Consider the following 21170-nt stretch of genomic DNA (forward strand, 5'->3'; position numbering starts at 1 on the left):
ATGCACAAGCGGCATCTCAATATTCCGATTGAAATTGTTCGTACCGTCGTTGCCATTTCAGAAACAGGTAGCTTGACCAAGGCTGCGGAGCAATTGGGGTTGAGTCAGCCCGCGGTGAGTTCGCAGATCAAGCGCCTCGAACAACTTGTTGGCGGTTCGCTGTTCAGCAAGACGCCAAACGGAAGTTGTCCGACCGATCTCGGCAAGCTGGTGCTTGCGCAGGCGCGCAAGATCATCGAAGCCAACGATCAGGTGCTTGCGCTCGGCGGAGCCGATAATCATGTCGACCGGCTTCGTTTGGGCCTGAGCGTTGTCCTCGCGCAGCGCTTCGTCGCCGAGCAGAGCCTGAGCAACCTCAATGACATCCATATCCATGCCGGAATGTCCACCGAGATTGCGACAGCGTTGATCGACGGCCATATCGACGTCGGGTGTTTTTTCCAGCGGGGAGAAATCAGTGCCGATCTGGCTCCGCTCATTGTCGATGAATCCGAGGATCGGCTGGCATGGGTTCGCTCGAAATCATTCGTGCTCAGCCCCGGCGCACCGATCCCAATCGTCACCTGGACCAATGACGACTGGATGATTCATACACTCACGCGGCATGGCCTTTCCTATCGAATTGCCTTCAGCAGTCAGGACTACAGCGCGAAGAAAGCCGCCGTCGAAGCCGGCATCGGACTGACGGCTGTTCCCAGCCGGATCATTCCGCCGGGACTGGTCTGGGCCAGGGACTATTACTTACCGGAGCTTCCGACCATCAAAGCGCTGCTCTGTATTCGCCCGGGTATGACATCGCCGCGTGTCCTGGAAATCAAGGATCAGCTCTCGGCGATGTTCCTGCGCCCCGCACTGTCCATGGAAAACGACAAAGTTGCCTAGCGAAGCCGCATATTTCAGAGAGCAGGCCGAGCGCTGCGAAAAGCTGGCGCGGGAGATTGATGACCCCGTGGTTCGCGAACGACTGCTGAACCTGGCCACGGAATATGCTCGCCGCGCCGAAAGGAAACCTGTGCAGCCCCGAGCCCGGCTATCGCCGCGGCCGGATCGGCGCTGAGCGACAACGCGCTACTGCCGGATGCCGTGTTTTTCCAGATCCGCCTGAACCGCCTCGTCGGAGAGGTCGAGCTTGCGCGAATGTTTCCAGTCGTGATGTGAGGTCTCGACGAGACGCTTCACAACATGATGCGCATCGGTCTCAATGGCCAGTTCGCGGCGATCGTCAAAACTACCCGGCGTGAGATTGATGGAACCGACGATAGCGCGTTCCTCGTCGGCTAACAGCATCTTGCCGTGCAGCTTCATGTCATTGAGCCGGTGCACCTTGGCGCCGACGTCATGCATGATGCGCAAGCCGCCGATCCCCTCGATCAGCTTGTTCTTCTTCAGCTTGTGCGGCTGCCGCGCCATGATGTGGACCTGAACGCCGCGCAGCACCGCGCGAACCAGCCGCTCGATGATGTCCGTGTCCTGATAACGCTCGTTCTGGATCCAGAGCGTGTCCCGCGCGGAATCGATGAAAGCGCCGATCCGCTCGCGGCCGTTGTTCGGGCACCAGATCAGTTGCGAGTCCGGGTTCGGTACGAAATCCTGCTTCGCCCAGTCGGCCTCGAAGCAATCCACCATCTCGGAAATCTCGAGCTTCTTGGTCGTGGTCACCGCGTAGTCGCGCGTCTCGGTGAGATCGCGGGTCTCCCAGTTCAGCGACTCGACAAAGCCCCACTCATGATCGATCACCATCGATTTCTGATGGGTCAGCGCGAAGGCCGGATTGCTGTCACGAACCTCGACCCCGGCAGCAGCCAGCGCCGCGGCGGTTTCGTTATTCTCGCTCTCGCCGTTGCGCCGGGCCGGATTGAGCATGACGCGCACTTTCACGCCGCGCCGCTTCGCCGCGATCACCTCATGCAGCAGCGTCGGATCGGTGAACAGGAACATCCGGATGTTCAGGCTGCGCTTTGCCGCCCTGATCGGATCGATGATGCACTGCGCGGTGTCATCCGGAAACACGAGCAGGTTATGCGTCATGATTGACCTCTCGCGAGAAATAAAGGTGCCCGCAAACGGCTGTTGGTTCTGCAAAACAGCGTCATGGCCTGGAACTACGTCTCCGACTCTATACTTGAATGCGGCGCGGCAGAAAATGGGGCCCGCGCCAGCGCCGAACGGCGGTGATGAATGAGGTTATCGAGGCGCTGTGCCGAAGAGACCAGCGTCGCCATTTCAAGTGCATCGTCATCATTGCGCATGGTCTTCGCCAATTGCGCGCTGAGAAGATCGTCGACCTCCTGCTCGATCGCGCACAGTTCCGCATCGTCCGCCGCCGCCCGGATCCGGCGCGGCAATGCATAAAGTGCATTGAGTGTCGCCTCACGGTGGTCGGGCGGGCGGATGCCGAGGAATTTCCAGGCGGCAGCCAGCACAGAGGCAAGGGCGCCAAGGATCATGGGGGCGAGATAGATGTCGTCGCCGTATTTGTCCATGAAGCTCTGCTCGGTACCGTTGTAGTAGGCAGCAGCGCCGGGATGAATGGGGATAAAGGCATCGGGATCGGTGTCGGCAGCGGCGATACCGGCCAGTTGGGGTTGCCCGGCGATCAGATCGCGGCGCGCCGCGATCACCATTTCGGTCAGACGCGCGATCAGGCTGGAATGGAGCTTCTTGTTCGCGACCAGATAGTAACTGACCCGAAGCGTTGTCACGTCATCATCCGGGACGGGCGGCGCACCGCGGAGCGACCCTTTCGGAATGTCGAAGCTTTCATAGGCGCCATTGGCATCGGCAATGGCGCCGGCGGCATCGATCGGGATCAGCACGGGGGCGCCGGTTTTGAACAGACCGCGCACCAAGGACAAATACTTCTCAGTCAGCGGAATCACCACCAGCAGGGCGCCGACTTCCTTGGCTTCCACCGCGCGCCGGGTATCGCTGACCTCAAGATTCTTGAATGTGACCCTCGCACTCGTCAGGTCGTATTGCTTGGTGAGCGCATCGACCAGCCTACGATTGACCTCGCCGCCCACCACACCGACGGTGCGGCCGCGCAGACCTTCGACGCTGGTGATTTTCGAGCCGGGAGGCGCGATCAGCATGACGACCGCCTTGGCCATGACGGCAACGGCGCGCGCCTCGGAGAGATCGCCGACATCGGCCCGGACCACAGCGAGATCGACCTTGCCGGAGGAGAACGCCTTGCCGGCATCGACCGCGTTGCCGAAGGTCTCGAAATCCAGCCGGATCGGCGACTTCCTGGTGGCGAAATGGCTGGCGATGATCGATGCCGTCTTGCCGGCTTCGCCATCGATCGACCCGACCGCCAGCTTGAGCACGGTCGGACGCTCGATATAGCGCCAGGTCAGAAGGCCGCCGCCCAGCACCAGACCGAGGATGCCGGCCAGCAGAAGCACCCTGCCCCAGAACGGGAAAGCAACGGATCGCACGTTCATGTTCGGTCCTGCGCAGCCCTGCCAAATTAACTGACGCTCCTGCCCGCATGCCACAATGCGCGGGCTGTCAGCAAAAATCCATCTGTACCCGACTACAGTTAAGACCCGCTAACCGACGGCGGCTATATACTGCGGCCGCCCGGACTGCTCATGATTCCCGGTCGGGCCGTGTTGCTGGAGACAATGTTCGATGACTCGTCTGGTACTCGAGATGCTCCGGCCCTATCGCGGCTGGCTGATCATCGTCTTCCTCGCCATGCTGGTCGAGATTGCCATGAGCCTGGCCGCGCCCTGGCCGCTGAAACTGGTGCTCGATGACGCGCTGGGCAGCCATCACCTGCCCGCCTGGCTGGACTGGGCCCATGACTACGGGATCGGCCGCCACACGCTCGGCGTCGCATTGTTCGCCGGCATCGCCACCCTGGTGATCGCCGTGATCGGCGCGATCGCCACCTACATCGACAACTACTATTCGACATCGGTCGGCCAGTGGGTGGCCAACGACCTGCGCATCCGCATCTATGCGCATCTGCATCGGTTGTCGCTACGCTATTACGACAAGGCCAAGACCGGCGCGCTGATGTCCACGATCACCACAGACGTCACAACGCTGCAGAACTTCGCTTCATCATCGACGCTGGATATCCTGCTCGACCTGATCACCATCGTCTTCATGATCGGGCTGATGTTTTGGCTCGACTGGGATTTTACGCTGATCGCGCTCGGCATCACGCCGTTCCTGATCGTCTTCGTGTTCCATTTCAAGCGCGCCGTGAAGGAGGTCACGCGCACGGTGCGGCAACGGCAGAGCGAGATCGTTGCCGTGGTCCAGCAGGGCCTCGGCCAGGTGCGCGCAGTCACGGCCTTCGGCAGGCAGGATCTCGAACTGGCACGGCTGGAAGCCGCCAGCCATGCAACGGTCGAGGCCGCCATGAAAGCGCGTCAGGTGAAATCGTTGCTCTCGCCTGTGGTCAGCATCGTGGTGGCGTTCTGCACCGCCATCGTGCTGTGGAAAGGGACCTCGCTGATTGTCGCTGGCACCATGACGGCTGGCGCGCTCACCGTGTACCTCGCTTATCTCGCGCAGTTCTTCAAACCGGTGAAGGACCTCGCCAGCATGACCAGCGCGATCGCGCAGACCACCGTGGCGCTGGAGCGGATCCAGAATATTCTCGCGGCCGATGACGTGATCTTGGAAAAGCCGGGTGCGGTCGATCCCGGTCGCGCCAAAGGCGCTATCACCTTCGAGAACGTCGCCTTCGCCTATAGCGAGGAGGCCAGCGTGCTCCGCGACGTCTCGCTGCATATCGAACCCGGCCAGATCGTCGGCGTGGTCGGGCCGACCGGCTCCGGCAAATCCACGGTGCTGAGCCTGATCCCGCGCTTCTACGATGCGACATCGGGGCGCGTGCTGATCGATGGCGTCGACGTCACCGATTACAAATTGTCCGCCCTGCGCGCCCAGGTCGGCTTCGTGCTGCAGGAGACCGTACTGTTCCGCGGCACGATCCGCGAGAACATCGCTTATGGCCGGCCCGGCGCCACCGATGACGAGATCGTCGCCGCCGCCAAGATCGCCAATGCCGACGAGTTCATCAGCCGCATGCCGCATGGTTACGACTCCATGGTGGGCGAGCGCGGCGACACGCTGTCTGGCGGCCAGCGTCAGCGCATCGGCATCGCGCGCGCGGTGGTGCGCAACAGCCCGATCATGATCCTGGACGAGCCGACCGCGGCGCTCGATCCGGAATCCGAGGCGCTTGTGATCGAGGCGCTGCGCCGGCTGATGCAGGGTCGCACCGTCATCATGATCGCGCATCGGCTTTCAACCATTCGTGACGCCGACAAGATCATCGTGCTGAAGGACGGCGTCGTGGCCGAGCAGGGCTCCAATGACGAATTGATCGCGCAAGGCGGCATCTATGCAGAACTGGTGAAGATCCAGCAGCGGGTGGTGAACGAGCAGTCTGCGGGCGCATCGTAAGCGGTGCCGGAGCGCCTCTTTATAATCATTCTAATAACATACGAGCGTTTGTCTTGACCTTGTCAGGACGCTGCTCGACAAGGTCGGGCATGACCGTCCACCAGACTGCATCCGAAACATCCACACACGAATTGCGCCTCGGCAATGCGCCGCGCGGATTCATCGGAACCATCGTGGCGTTGCAGCCCGATATTGCAGGCGCCGCCGAGAGCGGCCACGAGCTCGAACGGCATCTGCTGGAAATGGGCTTCACCGAAGGCGCGCGCGTCGAGATCCTGCATCAGGGCGCTATCCAGCGCGATCCGATCGCGGTGCGCGTCGACAATATTACGATCGCCGTTCGCCGGCGCGAAGCCATGGCAGTTGTTGTGAAATGACCCATACAGACGTGACCACCGAGCGCTTTCATCTCGCGCTGGTGGGAGCCCCCAATAGCGGCAAGACATCGCTCTTCAACGCACTCACCGGCAGCCGCCAGAAGGTGGCCAACTATGCGGGCGTCACCGTCGAGCGCAAGGCAGGCGCCTTCGTCACGCCGGCCGGCCGTCAGGTGACGCTGCTCGACCTGCCTGGCACCTATTCGCTGCGCGGCCGCAGCCCGGATGAAGAGATCACCCGCGACGTCGTGCTCGGCAAGCGCCCCGGCGAAGCTGCGCCCGATCTGGTCCTGTGCATCGCCGACGCCACCAATCTGCGCCTCACGCTGCGGCTGATCCTGGAACTCAAACGTACCGGTCGCCCGCTGCTGGTGGTGCTCAACATGTTCGACATCGCGCAGCGCCGCGGCGTCAGCATCGATGTCGATGCGATGTCCGCAGCACTCGGCGTGCCTGTGATCACCTCGATCGCGGTGAAGAAGGCCGGCGTCGAGGAATTACGCAAGCGCACCGACGAATTCGCCGCCAACATGCCGGCAGTTACCGCAGGCGATGGCTGGAAGCCGCTCGGCCTGTCCGAGATGAAGGCGCTGCAGCGCGAGGCCGACCGCATCATCCGCGAAACCGTCACGATGCCAACCAAGCCCGACACGCTGACCACGCGGGTCGATGCCGTGGTGCTGCATCCCGTCGCCGGTCTCGCGATTCTCGCGCTCATTTTGTTTGTGATGTTCCAGGCGGTGTTCTCCTGGGCGCAGCCGCTGATGGAGCTGCTGTCGGATTCGTTCGGCGCGCTGGGTACGCTGGTGGCGCAGGTGCTGCCCGAAGGCATCTTTCAGAGCTTCCTGCAGAACGGGTTGATCGCCGGCGTCGGCAGCGTGCTCGTGTTCCTGCCGCAGATCATCATCATCTTCCTGTTCATCCTGCTGCTGGAAGATTTCGGCTACATGGCGCGCGCGGCGTTCCTGATGGACCGCATCATGGGCGGCGCAGGCCTCCATGGCCGCGCCTTCATCCCGCTGCTGTCGAGCTTCGCCTGCGCCATCCCCGGCATCATGGCGACGCGTGTGATCGACAACCGCCGCGACCGCCTGACCACCATCCTGATCGCGCCGCTGATGACCTGCTCGGCACGCATCCCGGTCTATACGCTGATCATCTCGGCCTTCATCCCGGCGGAAAACGTCTGGGGCTGGGTCAACCTGCAGGGGCTGGTGATGTTCGGGCTCTATATCGCCGGCATCGGCAGCGCACTTGCCGCATCCTTCATCATCAAGTTCTTCATGTGGCGCGACTACCAGCCCGCGCCATTCATGCTGGAATTGCCGGACTACAAGCTGCCGCGCATCAAGAGCATCGCCATCGGCGTCTATACCCGCGCCAAGATGTTCCTGCAGCGCGCCGGCACCACGATCCTGTCGATGATGATCCTGATTTGGTTCCTGGCCTCGTTCCCGCAGGCACCGGCCGGCGCCGAAGGGCCGGCGATCAATTACAGCCTGGCTGCGATGATCGGAAAATTCCTGGAGCCGTTCTTCGCACCGCTCGGCTTCAACTGGCAGATCGCGGTGGCGCTGATCCCCGGCATGGCGGCGCGCGAAGTCGCGGTCGGCGCGCTCGGCACCGTCTATGCGATCGAAGGCGGCAAGGAAGCAGCGGACGCCATCGGCCAGGCGCTGGCCAGCAAATGGAGCCTCGCGACAGCTCTGTCGTTCCTGGCCTGGTTCATCTTCGCTCCGCAATGCGCCTCGACGCTGGCCGTGATCCGCCGCGAGACCGGCAGCACCAAGTGGATGGTGGTGACGTTCCTCTACATGTTCGCACTGGCCTATCTGGCGAGTTTGATCACCTACACCGTGGCGAAGGCCGCCGGGCTGGGCTGAGGCATGTAGGGCGGATTAGCGGTAGGATGGGTAGAGCGCCTTCGCGAAACCCATCAATGTCGTGTGCAAAAGAGATGGGTTTCGCTGCGCTCTACACATCCTATGATAGTGCCCCCGGGCTTCAGAATCCCGCCGCGAGCCCATCCTTGCGCGGGTCCGAGCCGGCGACATAGCCGCCATCGATTTTGCGCACGAGCTGCGCGCCGCCGAAACCGAAGGCGGAGTCCGGCGGTTCGCGCTCGATGACGTGGCCGCGGCTGGCGAGGTCTGCCGCGACATTGTCCGGCACCGCGGTTTCGATCGCCACTTTCAACCCAGCGACATAGCGCCAGCGCGGCGCATCCGCCGCCGTCTGCGGATCCTGCCCCCAGAGCTGCATGCGCAGCATGATCTGCAGATGGCCCTGTGCCTGCATCGGGCCGCCCATCAGGCCGAAGGCCATCAGCGGCTCTTTGCCCTGCATGACAAAACCGGGAATGATGGTCTGGAACGGGCGCTTGCGCGGACCGACCTGATTGGGATGACCCTCAGTCAGGACGAAACCGAAGCCACGATTCTGCAGGCTGATGCCGGTGCCGGGCACGACGACGCCAGAGCCGAAACCCGAATAGTTCGACTGGATATAGGACACCATCATGCCGGAAGCGTCGCCGGTGGACAGGCACACCGTGCCGCCGGTCTTGGGCGCACCGGCGCCGAAATCCTGCGCACGGCTGCGATCGATCAGCTTGGTGCGCGAGGCGAGATAGGTGGGATTGAGCAGATGCGCGACGGTGACATCGTGCATGTAATCTAGATCGGCGGCATAGGCATAGACATCGGCGAAAGCTAGTTTCGTGGCTTCGATCTGCAGATGGAAGGCATCGCCGCTGTCGAGCACGAGACCGTCGGTGCCATAGGCCCGCATGATGCCCAGCGCCATCAGCGCCGCGATGCCCTGCCCGTTCGGCGGGATTTCGTGCAGCGATGCGTCGCCGAAATCCTGATGGATGGTGCCGCACCAGTCATTGCGATGCGCGGCCATGTCGGCCTCGTCGAGCACAGCGCCATGTTCGCGCGCAAAGGCAGCGATGCGCTGGGCGAGTTCGCCGCGATAGAAGGCTTCGCCTTTGGTCTCGGCGATCAGCTTGAGTGAATAGGCATGGCCCGGTGCCTTGAAGAGTTCACCCGCCGCAGGCGCACGACCGTTCGGCATGAAGGCCTCGGCAAAGCCCGGCTGGTTCTTCAACTCCTCCGCACCGCGGCGCCAGAGTTCGGCGATCACGGGCGAGACGTGGAAGCCATTCTCCGCATAGGAGATCGCAGGCTCGAACAAGTCAGCGAATGGCAGCTTGCCGAAGCGTTCGGACAGGTCGACCCAGGCCGAGACGGCGCCGGGCACGGTGACGCTCTCCCACCCGCGATGCGGGAATGTCTTGTGATTTGCAAATCGCTCCGGCGTCCATCCCGCCGGCGACCGGCCCGAGGCGTTGAGGCCGTGCAGCTCCTTGCCATCCCAGAGGATGCAATAGGCGTCCGATCCGATGCCGTTGCCGGTCGGCTCGACCACGGTCAGCGTGATCGCTGCCGCGAGCGCCGCATCCAGCGCATTGCCGCCGCGCTCCAGCATGCGCAACCCGGCCTGCGTTGCCAGCGGCTGCGACGCCGCCACCACATTGCGCGCCATGACCGGCGAACGGCGGGAAGCGTAAAGGCCATCATGTCTGTATTGCATCAGTTCAGGCTCTCTTCAGGACTTTGCAGATCAACGCGTCTTCTTATCGTCATTTGCACGAGCCGAACAGACGGGTTGCACCTGCCAAATAGACAGGCGGGTCTGCTCACCTCTCGATCTTGCACCGGCTAGTCGCTTGCGCTTACGGTTCCTCGCCTTCCATCAAGAGGATCAGTATGGCCATCACCGTCATCCGCAACGCGGACTATGTCGTCGCCTGGGACGCCGCAAAGAACAGCCACACCTATGTCACCGGCGGCGATGTCGCTTTCGACGGCGGCCAGATCGTGTTTGCCGGCCGCGACTATCGGGGCGAAGCGGTCGAGACCATCGACGGACGCGGCTTCATGGTGATGCCGGGTCTCGTCGATATCCACTCGCATCCGTCCAGCGAACCGCTCAACAAGGGCTTTCTCGACGAGATCGGCTCGCCCGGCCTGTATAATTCGTCGCTCTACGAATACATGCCGATCCTGCGGTCCGATCCGGAAGGCGTGCCGGACTGCGTGCGCGTCGCCTATTCGGAATTGCTGCTGTCCGGCGTCACCACGGTGGTCGATCTATCGATGCCGCATCCGCAATGGCTCGATCTCGCCGGACAAAGCGGCCTGCGCGTCTATATCGCTCCGGGGTTCCGCTCGGCGCGCTGGTTCACGCCGAATGGCACGCTCGTCGATTACGAATGGAACGAGAAGGCCGGCGAAGACGGCATGCTGCAGGCCTTCGCGCTCATCGATACAGCCGAGAGCCATCCGTCCGGCCGTCTCTCCGGAATGATGTACCCAGCACAGATCGACACCTGCACGCCGCAACTGATGAAAGACAGCTACGCTGAAGCGAAGCGCCGCGGCATTCCGTGGCAGACTCATGCCGCACAGTCGGTGTCGGAATTTCACGAGATCGTCCGCCGCCATGGCGTGACGCCGATCCAGTGGCTCGGCGAACTCGGCGTGCTCGGCCCGACCTCGCTGGTCGGCCACTCCATCTTCGTCGACGACCATCCGCTGACGCCGTGGCACACCAGGCGCGACCTCGCGCTGCTGGCCGAGACCGGAACGACGGTGGCGCATTGCCCGACCGTGTTCATGCGCCGCGGCATCGCGCTGCGCGATGTCGGCCGCTACCGCGCCGCCGGCATTTCAGTGGCGATCGGCACCGATACCTATCCGCACAACATGATCGAGGAAATGCGCAACGTGACGATGACCTCGCGACTGATGGCCGGGCATCCGCGCGGCCTGAACTCGACCATGCTGTTCGAGGCGGCCACCACCGTCGGCGCCAAGGCGCTCGGCCGCAACGACATCGGTAGGCTCGAGGCCGGCTGCAAGGCGGATTTCGTGATGGTCGACGTCACCCATCCGATGATGCAGCCGCATCGCGATCCGATCCGCAGCATGATCTATGCGGCGGCGGAACGCGCAGTGCGTCATGTTTATGTGGATGGCCGGCAGGTGGTGAAGGACGGCGTGGTACAGACGTTCGATTATCCAGCGGCTGCGCTGCGCGTACATGAAGCGCAGATCCGCGCGGAAGAGCGCACGCCGGGTCTCGACTGGGCCGGCCGCAAGCTGACGGAAATCTCGCCGCTGTCGTTCCCGATGGCGTGGCCGTCGAACGAGTAAGGCCGTCGCAGGCTTCGCTCCAGACGCCGGCACGTTCCCTCGCCCCGCATTTGCGGGGAGAGGGTTAGGGTGAGGGGCGGGGTTTGACGCTTCAACAGACGCGGACTCACGGGTCGAGAAATTTCCGACCCGTGAGTCCGCGTCTGATGTGTCTGCAGTGATAGCCCCTCACCCGGCGCTGCGCGCCGACCTCTCCCCGCAAAGAGCGGGGAGAGGTTAGAAGCAAACGCTTACACGCGCTCGATGATGATCGCCGGTGCCATGCCGCCGGCGGCGCACATGGTGACGAGGCCGCGCTTCAGGTTGCGGCGCTCGAGTTCGTCGAGGATCGTGCCGATCAGGATCGCGCCGGTGGCGCCGATCGGATGACCGAGCGCAATCGAACCGCCATTGACGTTGACCTTGCTGCGATCGAGATCGAGATCGAGGATGAACTTCTCGGCGACCACGGCGAAGGCTTCATTGATCTCCCACAGATCGATGTCTTCCTTCTTGAGACCGGCCTTTGCCAGCACCTTCTTCGCAGCCGGCACCGGCGCATTCAGCATCAGGGTCGGGTCGTCACCGATATTGGCCATGGCGACGATGCGCGCGCGCGGCTTCAGGCCATGCTTGTCGGCATAGGACTTCGAGGTCAGCAGCAAGGCTGCGGCACCATCGACCACACCCGATGAATTGCCGGCGTGGTGGAAATGCTCGATCTTGAGATCCGGATATTTCTGGTTGATCTGCTTGCGGAAGGTCATGCCGCTTTCATCCAGCGGATGATCGGCCATCGCAGCGAAAGCCGGCTTCAGACCTGCGAGACCTTCGGCAGTGGTTTCCGGACGCGGGTATTCGTCCTTGGCGAGCACGATGTTGCCCTCGTCATCCTTCACCGGGACGATGCTCTTGTCGAAACGGCCTTCCTTGATCGCGATGGCTGCGCGACGCTGGCTTTCGAGGCCGAGCGCATCGAGCGCCTCGCGGCTGATGCCCTCCATCGAGGCGATCGCGTCGCCGCAGATGCCCTGATGCGACTGCGGATGCACCTTGGCGAGCCGCTTGTTGCCCGAGCCCATGCCGAGCGGCGCCTTGCCGGCGGCCATGTCCTCGGCAGCCATCGCACCGGTGAGCGACATCATCTCGGTGCCGCCGGCGATGACGACGTCTTCCATGCCCGACATGATCTGCGCCGCCGCGAAATTCACCGCGGTGATGCCACCGCCGCAGAAGCGATCCAGCGTGGTGCCGGAGGCCTTGATGTCATAGCCGGCATCGAGCGCGGCCATGCGGCCGAGATCGCCGCCCTGCTTGCCGCGCTGGGTCGAGGTCGACCAGATCACGTCGTCGACATCGGCGGTGTTGAGCTTGTTGCGCTCGGCAATCGCCTTGAGCACGGTCGCTGCCAGATGCTGCGGATGATGTTCGGCGAGCTTGCCCTTGCCCACTTTGCCGATGCCACGGGGCGTGCGGACTGCGTCGATAATATAGGCGTCGGCCATGATCTTCTCCCAAGAGTTTTGAAGTGTTTTTCTGACCGCGAGATTGGCCAAGCGACCCGTGAAGTCAAGGTGCGCAGGCGGCATGCACGTCTGCCAAAATTGGCGGGCGGCCGGTGCAATTTCATCCACTACCAGAAAATTGGCACAACCCAGGCACGATATTATAACCATACCGGCACTATGAGACTGAGGCGGCCGCGCCGCTGCACGCTCATTGCGCTCAACAGCCAGAAATCCAGGAACCTATCTTCATGGATCAGCCTGATGTCCCCCGTCGACGCTCGCGCGTATTTGCGCCTGGGCTCGCCGTCGCCGCGCTTTTGCTTCTGCTGCCTGTAGCGGTGTGGCTCGATCTGACCAATCTGGTTGACGCCGCTTTGCGCCGGCAGGCCAACGACCTGAACTCCGTGATCACCAGCGTGCGTGGTTATTACGCAACCAATGTGGTCGGGCGCGTACTGGCCCATCAGGGCACCACGCAGGTGGTTCACAATTACGAAAGCGTGCCCGGCGCGATCCCGATTCCGGCGACGCTTTCCCTCGAACTCGGCCGCGTGATCGGGGCGCAGCAGGAGAATATCAACTACCGCTTCGTGTCGGATTATCCGTTCCAGAACCGCGCGCCGCACCAGCTCGACGATTTCGAAAAGACATCGCTGCGCAGCCTGCGCGACAATTCCGAGCAGAAGATCATCGACACCAGGGCGTCGCTGTTCAGCGACACCGTCCGCATCGTGGCACCCGTCCTGATGGGCCCGGCCTGCGTCAGTTGCCACAACAGCCATCCGGAAAGCCCGAAGAAGGACTGGAAGGTCGGCGACGTCCGCGGTATCCAGGAAGTCATCATCACGCAGCCGATTGCGGCGAACCTGTTCTCGTTCAAATTCCTGCTTGCCTATTTCGCGCTGGCCGCCGTCAGCGGCGTCTCGTTCCTGGCTTTGCAACGCCGCCAGTCGCTGCGCATTGCCGGGATGAACCATGAGCTGGAAGCCAACAACGATTTCCTCGCCGCGCTGTCCATGAAGATCTCCCGCTATATCTCGCCGCAGGTCTACAAGAGCATCTTCAGCGGCCAGAAGGACGTCACCATCCATACCGAGCGCAAGAAGCTGACGATCTTCTTCTCCGACATCCAGAATTTCACGGCCACGACTGAGCGGCTGCAGCCGGAGCTGATCACGCATCTGCTCAACGAGTATTTCACCGAGATGTCGGCGATCGCACACGAGCACGGCGGTACCATCGACAAATTCATCGGCGACGCGATGCTGATCTTCTTCGGCGACCCTGAAACCAAGGGCGATCGACAGGATGCGCAGGACTGCCTGCGCATGGCGTGGCGGATGCAGCGCAGGCTGATCGAGTTGAATGCGAAGTGGCGCACCGAAGGCATCGAGGAGCCGTTCAAGGCCCGCATCGGCATCAATTCCGGCTATTGCAATGTCGGCAATTTCGGTAGCAGCGACCGCATGGACTATACGATCATCGGCGCAGAGGCGAACCTCGCGGCGCGCCTGCAGTCGATCGCAGAACCCGGCGGCATCGCCATCAGCTATGAAACCTTCGCGCTGGTGAGCGACATCATCACCTCGCATCCGCTGCCGCCGATCACCATGAAGGGCATCAGCCGCGAGGTCGTGCCCTATGCGGTGGACAGCATCATCGACGACAGGCCGGTGCAAACCGATATCGTCGTTGAACGCATGCCGGGGCTGGATTTCTATCTCGACCCTTCCGCCGTGCGGCCCGACGACACCGAACGCCTGCGCTCGGTGCTGAACGACGCGCTGGCCTCGCTGGATCGCAAGGTATAATCGGCCGCAAAGCTGGAGCCTGAGCGCCACACAGCTGTGTCTATCGCCGGCAAGCAGGTTGCTCCGATTCAGCGAAGCACATAGTCATGGCTGAATCACCCTGCGCTTGAAGAACTGCCCGGAATCAGATGCTCCAAGACGATCTTAGCCTGCAGGACGATCCCAGCCTTGCCGCCATGGCGGACACGCTCGCCAGATCGACCGACTACCGCGTGCTCCGCCGGCTGATCCCGCGCACCGAATTCGCGCCGGCCAATGGCCAGCCGACCCGCTCCGGCATTCTCCTCGACGTCGAGACCACGGGTCTCGATCAGGTGCGCGACGAAGTCATCGAACTTGCCATGATCAAGTTCGACTATCTGCCGGACGGCAGCATTACGCGCGTGGCGGATGTCTTCACCGCATTCAACGAGCCGTCGCGGCCGATCCCGCCGGAGATCACCGAGCTGACGGGCATCACGGACGAGATCGTCGCGGGACACCGCATCGATCCCGATGCCGTCGCCGCTTTCGCCGACGACGCCGTCATCGTCATCGCGCACAATGCGGGCTTCGACCGCAAGTTTTCCGAGCGCTATTGGCCGGTGTTCCAGCACAAGGCCTGGGGCTGTTCAGCCACGGAAGTGGACTGGCGCAAACACGGCTTCGACGGATCGCGCCTCGGCTATCTGCTCGCCGGCGCCGGTTTCTTCCATCAGGCGCACCGAGCGATCGACGATTGTCACGCGCTGCTGGAGATTCTCGCGTTCGAATTGCCCGATCTCGGTGCGCCGGCACTGGCGGTTCTTCTGGAACGCGCCCGGAAGAAAACGATGCGGGTCTGGGCAGAGCAGTCGCCCTTCGATCTCAAGGACGAGCTGAAGCGGCGCGGCTATCGCTGGAGCGACGGCTCCGACGGCCGGCCGAAGTCCTGGTACATCGATGTCGAAGAAAGCAAGGAAGCGAGCGAAATCGAATTCCTGCGCAAGACGATCTACATGCGCGATGTCGAACCGCGCGTGCAGGCGCTCAGCGCGATGAGCCGGTTTTCGGTGCGAGCGTAGAACATCTAAAGAAAAGGCTAGATATTCGCGCCGTCATTGCGAGGAGCCCTTGCGACGAAGCAATCCAGTCTTTTTGTTCTTGAAGACAAGAACTGGATTGCCGCGTCGCTTCGCTCCTCGCAATGACGAACGTTAATTCAATCCAGCCGGCGGTCAGACCGGCTGCAAACCGAGCGCCTGCGCCGCCTCGATCCAGACCGGCAGCTCCTTCTGATACAGCGCATTGGTCTCCTTGAAGCCGAGCGCCGGTTCGAGCACGAAGGTCTTCAGCACTTCCTTCACTTTCGGATCGCTGTTGGCGGCGACGCAAAGCTGCGACAACCGATCGACGATCGGCTGCGGTGTCGCCTTGGGCACGGCCCAGCCCGTGAAGCCGCTCACCGTGAAGAACTTCGACGTTGCGCCCTGCTCGGGCAGCGTTTTCACATTGGGGATGGCGTCGACCTTCTTCGAATGCACGGCGAATGGCACGCCGCGGTCGCTCTGCAGCACACTTTGTGACGCAGTGTAGCTGCCCATCGCAAAATCGATCGAGCCTTCCGCCAGTCCCGTCCACATCGGCGCTTCGCCGCGATAATGGATCGGCTCGATCTTGAGGCCATACTGCTTGTTGAGTTCGTTGATCGTCATGTGCGGCGCCGAGCCGACGCTATAGGTGCCGAAGTTCACCTTGTCGTTCTTGCGCGCGAAGGCGACGAAGTCCTCCAGCGTCTTGACGCCGGATTTTGGACTGGCGACCAGCGGCAATCCGGCACCGGGAATGACGCTGACCAGCGTCAGATCCTTGTCCATGTCGTAGCCGGGCGTCTTGAGCATCACCCGGTTCATCACATAGGTGGTCGAGATGGAGCAGAGAATCGTGTGACCGTCTGGCTCGGCGCGCGCGACTTCCGCTGTGCCAATGGCGCCGGATGCGCCGGCCTTGTTTTCGATGACGACAGTCTGTCCAACCTGTTTGGAAATATATTCGCCAAAGGCGCGCGCGAGCAGATCGGTCTGCCCGCCGGCTGGATAGCTACAAATCATGCGGATCTGCCGCGATGGCCAGGCGGCTTGCGCTGAAGCACCGCGCGCGACGAACGGCATGGCGGCGGCAGCCGACCCGGCAGCAATGAAGTGACGACGATTGATGATCGCAGACATGTTTCCCTCCGTTGTTTTTTATGACGGTACCCGATCGCTCCCTCATTCGCCACGACGATAGGCGGGACAGATTGGCGCATTGGAAAAGCAAATCGCCTCCAACTCTGCACGTATCGGCTCACGCCATCTGGATCGCAGCGCGGCAGTGCAGTAGTGTCCGCGCCAACTAAAAATGCCGGACCGTTCGGATCTGGCGCACACATCACATCACGTGAGGGACGAAACACCATGGCGCGGAATATCCTGATTCTCGGAGCTTCCTACGGCTCGTTGCTGGCGACGAAGCTCCTGATGGCCGGTCATAACGTGACCCTCGTGTGCCGGAAGAAGACCGCCGAACTCATCAATCGCGATGGTACTGAAGTGCGCATCAAACTGCGCGACGAACCGAACCACCGCGCCATCTTCTCACGCGACCTGCCGGGCAAACTGGATGCGACCTCGCCGGATCAGGTCGACATATCGCGCTACGATCTGGTCGGCCTTGCGATGCAGGAGCCGCAATATACCAACCACACGATCCGCGTGCTGATGATCAAGATCGCCGCGGCGAAGCTACCTTGCCTGTCGATCATGAACATGCCGCCGCTGCCCTATCTCAAGCGCATTCCGGGGCTGGCCGACATGAAACTCGAAGAGGCCTATACCAATGCCCAGGTGTGGGAACGCTTCGACCCGGGACTGGTGACGCTGTGCTCGCCCGATCCGCAGGCCTTCCGGCCGCCGGAAGAAGCCGCGAATGTCCTTCACGTCGGCCTGCCGACGAATTTCAAGGCATCGGCCTTTGCCGATCCGGCTCACAACAAGCTGCTGCGCGAACTCGAAGCCGACATCGACGCCGTGAAGCTCGACGGCCAGGACGTGCCGGTGAAGCTGAAAGTATTCGACTCGCTGTTCGTGCCGCTGGCGAAGTGGTCGATGCTACTCACGGGCAACTATCGCTGCATCACGCCTGAAGAGCCGCAGTCGATCCGCGAGGCCGTTCACGGCGACCTGAAAGTGTCGCAGTCGATCTACGAGCATGTCGATGCCGTGGCGCGGCGTCTCGGCGCTGATCCCGAAGATCAGGTCCCGTTCGCCAAATACGCCAAGGCAGCGGAGAGCCTGCTCAAGCCGTCATCGGCGGCCCGGGCTGTCGCGGCTGGCGCGCCGTTTATCGAGCGGGTCGATCTTCTGGTGAAGCTGATCTCGCATCAGCTCGGCATGACCAATGCAAATATCGATCGCACGGTCGAGGTCGTCGATCAGAAGCTCAACGAGCGGCTGGAGTCCAGCGCGGGAATCTGACGCGCTGGCGTGACGGCGCTGCGATCCAGTACCGGCTTCGCGACTGACATCAGACGCGAAGCTACCGCCGCGACGGCATCCTCTATTCGATCGATATGATCTCGAGCTCCTGGGCGCCCGCGCCGACGATGTCACCAACGGCCTTGCCCATCAGCGATTTCGCCACCGGGGACACGAAGGAAATCGAACCGGCCTTGGGATCCGCTTCGTCCTCGCCCACGATCCGATAGGTCTGCACACGCCCGTCATTGCGGCTGAAAGTCACCGTGCTCCCAAAGGCTACGGTGTCGGTCGATGTCGGAGCTGGAACGAGTTGGGCCGTGCGGACACGGGCCGCGAAATAGCGCATGTCCCGCAGCGGGATCGCTGCCTGACGCCGCCGTTCGTTCACGTCGTCGATCGCGCTCGCGGCGTCATGCGCCTCGCGGGCCTGCTGGAGCTGCGTCTCCAGCGCCTGCAAACCTGCCTCGGTCACGAGGTTCGGATGAGGCGAGATCGGGCGATCGGGCAGCAGGGTTTCCGCAGCCGTTTCGGCACTTTCTTCCTTGGTGAAGGCAACGCTCAATCTCGAACTCCGTATCGACGCGATCCGCTGTGACGGCGCAGGAAGCGATTACCCCATTGGTTTGTCAAAACCATGCAGAAATAGCCTGATCGCGTAAATGGCACCCGGAATTTTGCTGCTTTGCGGCACCGGACGGCGACAAGGCAGCCTTGTTCCAGCGGAGGGGCAATCCGATTGTGTTTGCGATCTTCGGGGGTTATGCACTGGCTAGACCGATCCTAAATTGGATCGTGGACGGACCCTGCCCTGACCGCAGGGTCTGACATGCGCCAATGCCGAGCGCCGGCGGCGGTGCATTCAAGCCTCGCAGATCAAGAACGCCGTCAGGAAGGAATTCGTCGTGTCCAAGTCGCCCGTCGTCACCATCGACAACCATCCCGGCCGCTCCGCGCAGACCATCGGCATTGCGCGCATACTCGGCACGGACGAGACGCTCATTCATGAGCCGTCGGTGGGCGTGGTGGGCACCAAGGGCGACAGCCAGTGCTATATGGGCGTGATGTCCAAGGTGGACGCGATCCATGAGAGCCTGAAGAAGCGCATCGGTCGCGGCGAAGGCCAGTTGCCCTATCGCCTGGTGCAGCCGGAATACACCATCGCGACCTCGGACGGCATCCGCAACGGCACGCGCGAAATGCGCTATTCGCTGATCGGCCGCGAAGTGACCAACGACGCGCTGTCGGAGCATCTGAGCGCCACCGGCCTGCTCGGCACCATCGCCGTGGTCGCCTGCGACAAGCCGCCGGTCGGCGCGCTGGCTGCGCTGCTCGAACATAACGAGCCGTCGATCATCATGTCGGACGGCGCGATCCATCCCGGCACCGATCCGGAGACGGGCGAGAAGCTCGACATCGTCAGCGCCTATCAGGTCGCCGGCAATCCCGACGCCGAATATCGCCACCGCATCGCCTGCCATGCCTGCCCGGGCTATGGCTCTTGCGGCGGCATTTTCACCTACAACACCATGCAGACTTTCATCGGCGTGGTCGGCATGCAGCCGCTGCACATGGTGGCGCCACCATCGGACGATCCGCGTCGCGTCAAGGAATTCCCGGAGCAGCTGGTCAGCTATCTCGCCAACATGATCGCCAAGGGCATCAAGCCGCGCGACATCGTCAGCCGCGACTCGATCCGCAACGCGATGATCGTGTCGCTGGCGATCGGTGGCTCGACCAATGTGACGCTGCATGCGCCGGAAATCGCGCGCGCCGCGGGCTTCGCCGACTTCTGGAAGGAAGTCATGACGCCGGCGGAGTTTAACTACCTTTCGCAATATATCGTGCCGGTCCTCACCGACGCCCGGCCCTATGGCAAATATTCGATGGTCGATATCGATGCGGTCGGCGGCGTGCAGGTGATCGTGCGCGAGCTGATGGATGCCGGCCTGATCAATGGCGACGTGCTGACCTGCACCGGCGAAACGCTGGCCGAGCAGATCAAACGCCTCGAGACCAAGCCGGCCGACGGCCGTGTCGTCTATACTGTCGCGAAGCCCTACAAGCCGACCGGCGGGTTGCGCGTGCTCGGCGGCAACCTGTCGCCGGAATTTTCCGCCATTCTCAAGCTCGCCGGCGTCGAAGGCGGGCTCGAGGACAATCGCTTCCGCGGCACCGCGCGCGTGTTCGAAGGCGAGCGCGGCCTGCTGCAGGCGCTCGACCAGCATCCGGAAAAATTCCAGAACCACGACATGGTGATCGTGCGCTACGACGGCCCCGTGGGTGCGCCCGGCATGCCGGAAATGCTCGACCCGACCTCGCGTATCACCACCCTATGCCGCGAGCGCAACATCGTCGTGGGTCTCATGACCGATGCGCGCTTCTCCGGCGGCTCGGTGGGCCTCGTCATCGGCCATGTCGGCCCGGAAGCCGCACTGGGTGGTGCCATCGGACTGATCGAGGACGGCGACGAGATCATCGCCGATCTCAATCTCAACGAACTCAACTGCACGCAGCTGCAGGACCCCGCCATCTATGCCAAGCGCAAGGCGGCATGGGAAAAGGTGGTTGCGGACAATGGCGGCATCCATCCGAGCTGCGGCGAGGCTGATACGCGCTTGCTGCATCGCGCCCGCACCAGCGCCGTGCCCGCCACCCGCGGCGCCGGCCTGCATCCGAGCCGCGAGGTCTGGGTGCGCAACCAGCGCGAGGCCACACGCTCCGGTTTCGTGCCGAAAAATACGCATCGTCCGGAAGCCAACAAGGCTTTCTAGACCTGCGGACGGGCGCTCAGGGCCGGGTTTGCTGCAAAGCTCCCGGCCTGAGCCATTTCCCGTCATCTTCCATCAGCTCTTCCCAAAGCGGCTGGAGCATTTTTCTTTATTGGAAGCATGATCTCTCGACAAACGAACTCGTTTGTCGGCGAAAACCGGCATCCACTTTTTGGGATCATGCTCTAACCGTCTCCCGCTTCAAGCATTTTGAGCGCCTCGCGGTTATCGGCGGCGCGCGCATCGTCGATGTAAGCGACGAGCAACCGGTTGATGGCGACCGAATCAAGCAGCCTGAATTCGCGGGGCCTGATCCAGCCATCGAAATAGCGGTCGATATAACCGATGGGGCTATCGCGCTCCTCCACCCAGTTCGGCCCGATCAGACCTTGAGGGTGCAGTTCCCAGTAGCAGGAAATGAGGTGGCCGCCTTGGGCACCGGCCTGGGCAGAGTGGCCAAGGATTCGCTGACCGTCGCGTGGCGCCTCACTCATCGGCCGAAGGAAGTGGCCGTATTCACGTAAAATCCGCTCAACCTGCATGCAACGCGATTCCATTCACGGAGGCGCCGACCGGCACCACGCAAACATCTAACGGGT

At 62.4% G+C, this 21170-nt stretch carries 16 protein-coding genes; 9 read left to right on the plus strand and 7 right to left on the minus strand.

Features of this window, described 5'->3' with window-relative positions:
* Positions 1–882: a LysR family transcriptional regulator gene (locus BLW80_RS27730; protein WP_093761608.1), complete on the plus strand. Its 882-nt coding sequence runs from the start codon at positions 1–3 to the stop codon at positions 880–882.
* A gap of 186 nt (positions 883–1068) precedes the next feature.
* Here BLW80_RS27730 and BLW80_RS27735 read toward each other — a convergent pair whose 3' ends face one another.
* Both BLW80_RS27735 and BLW80_RS27740 read right to left on the minus strand, forming a co-directional pair.
* Complete coding sequence (locus tag BLW80_RS27735; protein WP_093761610.1) at positions 1069–2028, minus strand: phospholipase D-like domain-containing protein; 960 nt, start codon at positions 2026–2028, stop codon at positions 1069–1071.
* Between the two features lie 74 nt (positions 2029–2102).
* Complete coding sequence (locus BLW80_RS27740; protein ID WP_093761612.1) at positions 2103–3446, minus strand: TAXI family TRAP transporter solute-binding subunit; 1344 nt, start codon at positions 3444–3446, stop codon at positions 2103–2105.
* A gap of 190 nt (positions 3447–3636) precedes the next feature.
* Between BLW80_RS27740 and BLW80_RS27745 the strand changes: the two genes are divergently transcribed.
* The 3 genes from BLW80_RS27745 (at position 3637) to feoB (ending at position 7690) form a co-directional block, all read left to right on the plus strand.
* Complete coding sequence (locus tag BLW80_RS27745) at positions 3637–5430, plus strand: ABC transporter ATP-binding protein (RefSeq protein WP_093761614.1); 1794 nt, start codon at positions 3637–3639, stop codon at positions 5428–5430.
* Positions 5431–5519: 89 nt separating this feature from the next.
* A complete protein-coding gene (locus BLW80_RS27750) occupies positions 5520–5807 on the plus strand; it encodes a FeoA family protein (protein WP_093761616.1) in 288 nt (95 codons plus the stop codon).
* On the plus strand, positions 5804–7690 hold the full coding sequence (feoB, locus tag BLW80_RS27755) for a ferrous iron transporter B (protein WP_093761618.1): 1887 nt from the start codon (positions 5804–5806) through the stop codon (positions 7688–7690). Before BLW80_RS27750 ends, feoB begins: the two co-directional genes overlap by 4 nt.
* Positions 7691–7811: 121 nt before the next feature.
* Here feoB and BLW80_RS27760 read toward each other — a convergent pair whose 3' ends face one another.
* Positions 7812–9404 carry a gamma-glutamyltransferase family protein gene (locus BLW80_RS27760; protein ID WP_093761620.1) on the minus strand — a complete coding sequence of 531 codons (1593 nt, stop codon included), beginning with the start codon at positions 9402–9404 and terminating at the stop codon, positions 7812–7814.
* 176 nt (positions 9405–9580) lie between these two features.
* Here BLW80_RS27760 and BLW80_RS27765 point away from each other — a divergent pair, with 176 nt between their 5' ends.
* Entirely contained in the window at positions 9581–11029 is a 1449-nt protein-coding gene (locus BLW80_RS27765) for an amidohydrolase family protein (protein ID WP_093761622.1), read from the plus strand.
* Positions 11030–11259: 230 nt separating this feature from the next.
* Here the strand turns inward: BLW80_RS27765 and BLW80_RS27770 are convergent, their stop codons facing one another.
* Positions 11260–12513: an acetyl-CoA C-acetyltransferase gene (locus tag BLW80_RS27770; protein WP_093761624.1), complete on the minus strand. Its 1254-nt coding sequence runs from the start codon at positions 12511–12513 to the stop codon at positions 11260–11262.
* Between the two features lie 251 nt (positions 12514–12764).
* On the opposite strand from BLW80_RS27770, the gene BLW80_RS27775 reads away from it, so the two are divergent.
* Together BLW80_RS27775 and BLW80_RS27780 are read left to right on the plus strand one after the other, a co-directional pair.
* Entirely contained in the window at positions 12765–14327 is a 1563-nt protein-coding gene (locus BLW80_RS27775; RefSeq protein WP_093761626.1) for an adenylate/guanylate cyclase domain-containing protein, read from the plus strand.
* Positions 14328–14455: 128 nt separating this feature from the next.
* On the plus strand, positions 14456–15370 hold the full coding sequence (locus BLW80_RS27780; protein WP_093761628.1) for a 3'-5' exonuclease: 915 nt from the start codon (positions 14456–14458) through the stop codon (positions 15368–15370).
* A 153-nt stretch (positions 15371–15523) separates the two neighbouring features.
* Here BLW80_RS27780 and BLW80_RS27785 read toward each other — a convergent pair whose 3' ends face one another.
* On the minus strand, positions 15524–16513 hold the full coding sequence (locus BLW80_RS27785) for a Bug family tripartite tricarboxylate transporter substrate binding protein (RefSeq protein WP_093761630.1): 990 nt from the start codon (positions 16511–16513) through the stop codon (positions 15524–15526).
* 228 nt (positions 16514–16741) lie between these two features.
* Between BLW80_RS27785 and BLW80_RS27790 the strand changes: the two genes are divergently transcribed.
* Positions 16742–17800, plus strand: coding sequence for a ketopantoate reductase family protein (locus BLW80_RS27790; RefSeq protein WP_089266854.1), 1059 nt, complete (start codon positions 16742–16744; stop codon positions 17798–17800).
* An 82-nt stretch (positions 17801–17882) separates the two neighbouring features.
* Here the strand turns inward: BLW80_RS27790 and greA are convergent, their stop codons facing one another.
* Positions 17883–18365, minus strand: coding sequence for a transcription elongation factor GreA (gene greA, locus BLW80_RS27795; protein ID WP_089266853.1), 483 nt, complete (start codon positions 18363–18365; stop codon positions 17883–17885).
* 340 nt (positions 18366–18705) lie between these two features.
* Between greA and BLW80_RS27800 the strand changes: the two genes are divergently transcribed.
* Positions 18706–20574 (plus strand): dihydroxy-acid dehydratase domain-containing protein, encoded by a 1869-nt coding sequence (locus BLW80_RS27800; RefSeq protein WP_093761632.1) that lies wholly within the window; start codon positions 18706–18708, stop codon positions 20572–20574.
* A gap of 182 nt (positions 20575–20756) precedes the next feature.
* Here the strand turns inward: BLW80_RS27800 and BLW80_RS27805 are convergent, their stop codons facing one another.
* On the minus strand, positions 20757–21113 hold the full coding sequence (locus tag BLW80_RS27805) for a hypothetical protein (protein ID WP_093761634.1): 357 nt from the start codon (positions 21111–21113) through the stop codon (positions 20757–20759).
* Positions 21114–21170 lie beyond the last annotated feature (57 nt).

Origin of the sequence: Tardiphaga sp. OK245 (genome assembly GCF_900108575.1) — a bacterium.
Lineage (GTDB): Bacteria > Pseudomonadota > Alphaproteobacteria > Rhizobiales > Xanthobacteraceae > Tardiphaga > Tardiphaga robiniae.